General features: G+C 63.9%; 2 protein-coding genes and 2 pseudogenes. 1 reads left to right on the top strand and 3 read right to left on the bottom strand.

The window, feature by feature from the left end:
* Positions 1–103: 103 nt before the first annotated feature.
* Both J8J14_RS24445 and J8J14_RS24440 read right to left on the bottom strand, forming a co-directional pair.
* On the bottom strand, positions 104–280 hold the full coding sequence (locus J8J14_RS24445) for a hypothetical protein (protein ID WP_209382144.1): 177 nt from the start codon (positions 278–280) through the stop codon (positions 104–106).
* Between the two features lie 364 nt (positions 281–644).
* Complete coding sequence (locus tag J8J14_RS24440) at positions 645–2,798, bottom strand: DUF262 domain-containing protein (protein ID WP_245216148.1); 2,154 nt, start codon at positions 2,796–2,798, stop codon at positions 645–647.
* A gap of 93 nt (positions 2,799–2,891) precedes the next feature.
* On the opposite strand from J8J14_RS24440, the pseudogene J8J14_RS25890 reads away from it, so the two are divergent.
* Positions 2,892–3,661 (top strand): annotated as a pseudogene (locus tag J8J14_RS25890) (recombinase family protein).
* A gap of 298 nt (positions 3,662–3,959) precedes the next feature.
* Here the strand turns inward: J8J14_RS25890 and J8J14_RS24430 are convergent.
* A pseudogene (locus tag J8J14_RS24430) lies at positions 3,960–4,074 on the bottom strand (IS5/IS1182 family transposase); the annotation flags it as partial.

Below are 4,074 nucleotides of genomic sequence, written 5' to 3'. Positions count from 1 at the left end.
GCTCCCGCGGATCCACCGACAACGCCTTCGACATGCCCAGGGCCTCCCTCACCAGGAGCACTGAATCACCTCGCCACCGCCTCGTGGATCACAAGCAATTCAGTCAGGCCGGAAACCGCTCTAGCCGCTTGTGAATCGCAGGCTCAGCCAAAGCAGTGTCGATGCCGGTTGATGTCGCGAAAGCGAACGCGGCAAAGCCGCCTGTAGCTCCCGTCGCGGCGGCGACAAGTGCGTTGTGAAGCGTGTTGCCGGCTCCGGGGACCTGAAGGGTAAGGGTCATGTGAGGCCTCCAACACTGGCACCCGCTCGCAGCACCCTCTCAAGGCCCTGCGCGGTTATCACGTGACCTTTCACTTGAATCTCAAACCAACCGCGAATTAGCTCAGTTCATAGTGTACAAACTGATCTGAAAAAGAATAGAGGCTTGGAGTGATGATTCGTGGCCAACGTGCTTCGGTCCAACTCCGTGGAACCGAGAAGCCGTTTGCGGAACGTCGCAAGGCCCGAGACTGTAACGCTTATCTCCCCAGCCCAGCCCAGCCCAGCCCGCGCCCCCTCCCTCTGTTGCGTGCGGGGTCGTCTCGTGAGCGGCGCTAAGTCCAACCGGTAGCCAAGTCGCTTTTGTATCTCGATCGGTTGGAAGCTCAATTGAACTTACGACGAAAATCATCGGCAGGTAGGAAGTGTAGATCTTGCGGACGCTTGACCATGAGGTCACGCCAAGCGTTCCGAGAGGTGCCGTCCGCAACCGAGCTCGCGAACTCGCTCGGGGACATGCATCGTCCCTCGTAGGTGAACTCACTTCCAATGATTTTTGCTTGGAAGCTCTTCCCCTTGTATGTCATTAGAATGTCTGTGCCGTCTGGCAGAAGGACGTCCCTCCATAGAAAGCCAACTGAGGGGCCAGAGAGGCTTTCGTGGAGAAAACTCTCTGCCTTCCAAGACGCACTCTCCATTTGGTGGGCGCCTCCCGAGACGGCTTCAACTGCATCGAGCTTGCTGCCCATCTCGCCTGAAGGCGCGGATACCACCCCGAGAAGCTTCTGTAGTCGCGCCTTCATGAAGGCCCGGCGCGCATCGAAGAACGCGGCGAACTCGGCAGCAGACCCCGGGACCGAGCCGAAGTCATGCTTCGCGGCGAACTCCGCGCCCGCGGCGTCCGTCGCGAACGCCGATGCGAGCCACGCCTTCGGCAGCTTGGCCCGCTTCTCGTTGTTCTCCGCACCGCCGAGCAGCTGCAGGTTCGGGAGTCGGTTCGCCCTCGCTGAGAGGTCATCGATGGACTCCGGCGGGATGCCGGCCCTCCTGAGCTGCGCGGGAGTGAGCATGGACTTCGGGAACACGTGGTCGACGTGGAAGTGGTTCTTCAGGTCCACGAACGGGTAGAGAAACGAGAGCAGGAGGAAGGTACGGTAGTCGGGGTAGGAGGTGTCCAGGAGAAACTCCACCTCCGCCTCAGAGAACTCCAGGCCCTTGCCGCGCGCCTTCATTTCCGTCTCGAGCGCCCCGGCGGGGAAAGCCGCCTCCTGGGACGCACGGATGACCCCGCGAAGGGCGGTGAGGAGGGTGTCCAGCGCGCTGCCCCAGATGCCCGACGGCTTCAGGAGGGACCGCACCAGCCAGGACTGGATCGCCGCCCTGTCCGTCGCGCGCGAGCTGTGGGTGACGAAGTTGTCGGGCGCGCCGAGGCGGTGGAGGTAGTAGGCGATGGGAAGGAGGGAACTCTCGGCCCAGCGCCCCTGGCCGCTCAGGCCGAAGGAGGCCGCCAGCTCCACCGCCAGGATGAGGGCGCGCCGGATGCCCGACCAGCGCTTCTCCAGCTCGGCCATGTTCGGCCTCGTGAAGTTCTCGACCTTGAATCCGACGCTGCTGATGTCCGCGAGCATCAACCCCGCCTTGAGGATGAAGTCGTTTGAGAAGCTGAAGCCCGTCCCGATCGCGTTGAGGTCGTCCCGGAGCGAGTGGATCTCCTTTCGCGCGTCGAGATCCTGCCATTGTGCCACGGCGATGCTGAGCAGGAGGTCCGAGTAGGAGAGGACGGTGCCGCCGCTGTTGAGCCGGATAAAGATCCGCAGCACCCGCTCCAGACTCTGGCTATCCTCCTCGTAGTAGGAGACCTTGTTCTCGGAGTGGATCACCCGGTGCAAGAGAAACAGCACTTTATATGCAGCGCTCATGTCAGCCTGGGAGATCGTCACCCCTTCGGCCGTGGCCACCCGCATTACCCATTCGAGCATGGGCGGACCGCTCTCCATCTTCAGGATAGACGGCACCCTGAACCACAGCTCGCTCCCCGGCACGTAGGTGTGCGGCTCGTCGAGGAAGCGGAACTGGAAGGCCTCCCCCTCCTCGTCCGGATCAGGCGCGTGGAGGAGGTTCAGGTAGAGATGCTTGACGGGGTACGCGTTCTTATTCGTCTTCCACTTGTTCGGAAGCCGCCAGGCCATCGAGCCGCGGAGGCCGATGTTGAGCGCCGAGAGGCGCTGCTGGCCGTCGAGCACCGCTGTCAGCTCCCGCCCGGTGATCGGTCCGAGGTCGGGGCAGTGCGGATTGTCCCTCTCGTGGTAGTCGCGAACGAAGCCGTAGAACTTGTACGCCTCCGCGCTTTTCGGCTCGACGCGCCAGAAGAGGAATGTGCCGAAGGGGATGCCCTGCATGATGCTGTCGAACAGGCGGCAGATCTGGTCTGGCCGCCAGACGAATTCCCGCTGGATGGCGGGGAGGACGTATCGCCCGGTCTCGATGGCCTGAACCGCGTCCCTCAGCGTGCCGCCCGGCTTGTACATCTGTATCCCCATCGCGATCCGGCCAGGGTAGCGGTGCGTGTACTCGGGACAAGGTAGTAGTGAACGCTCAGGGCGCCTGAGAGATTGCGCGTCGCCCCCTGCCTTATGCTCCCGAGGAATTCACAGTCTATCAAACGGTCGTTTGGGGTTGAGAAATCAGGGCCAGCGGGGTCCAGTTGGGGGGGGATGACCGCCCCGAGGATCCGTTTCGTCGCCTACCTTCGCGTCTCGACCGAGGGGCAGGGCCGCTCCGGCCTCGGGCTGGAGGCTCAGCGCGAGGCCGTCGCCCGCCATGTCGCCGGCTCAGGCGGCGTCATCGCCGCCGAGCTCGTCGAGGTGGAGAGTGGGAGGAAGAAGGATCGGCCGCAGCTTGCCGCGGCGCTCGCCGCCTGCCGTACCGGGCGCGCCACCCTCGTCATCGCCAAGCTCGACCGCTTGGCCCGCAATGTCGCCTTCGTGTCGAACCTCATGGAGGCGGCGTCGAGTTCGTCGCCGCCGACATGCCCGCGGTGAACCGCCTCACCGTACACATCCTCGCCGCCGTCGCGGAAGAAGAGGCGCGGATGATCTCGGCCCGCACGAAGGCGGCACTGGCTGCGGCCAAAGCGAGAGGGGTGCAGCTCGGCAACCCGCGCCTGCTTGCGGGTGATCCTGCCGCCTCTGCTAGGGGCAACGCGGTGCAAGGGGAGAACGCCCGGCGGCGTGCCGCGGTCGTGCTGCCCTATATCAAGCGCGCACGCCGCGCGGGTGCCGTCACACTCGCGGAGATCGCGGAGGCCCTTATGGCCCGCGGCGTGCCGGCCCCCCGCGGGGGACAGCGCTGGGTGCCCGCCCAGGTACGCCGGGTTATCCTCGCGGCCATCCAAGCCGCTTAAGGCAGTAGACGCTTCTGCGGACCGGATCTGGCCGAGAGCAGAAGGGCGGCTTCAGGGGGTAGGTGCCCAGAAGCGGACATGGCGCGCCGGTCGCGTCCTGGCCGCTGTCGACCCATATTGCATCGCGCGACGGAGCCGTAAGCAACCGGGGTTATATCCACAAGCGCCATTGGGGACCCGGTATAAAGCCGACGTTATTCCGTTGACTCCTCTTAACGTTTTCTGGTGATGATCGAGTAAGCTCATTGAGGAGCGGACAACGATGTTGCGTAGAACTGGGCTCAAAGGAGGGCTAGGCTCAGGACTCGTTAATCCAGAAGAGTACAGTTGCGGCGAGACAGATGGCGGACATGAAGGTGTGTGCGCATCGGTCATAGCGCATGGCGATGCGGCGCCAGTCCTTCAGGCGCCCG

Source organism: Pararoseomonas baculiformis (genome assembly GCF_017813395.1).
Classification (GTDB): domain Bacteria; phylum Pseudomonadota; class Alphaproteobacteria; order Acetobacterales; family Acetobacteraceae; genus Roseomonas; species Roseomonas baculiformis.
Note: the sequence above shows the minus strand (reverse complement) of the source record. Positions and strands in the feature narration are given on the sequence as shown.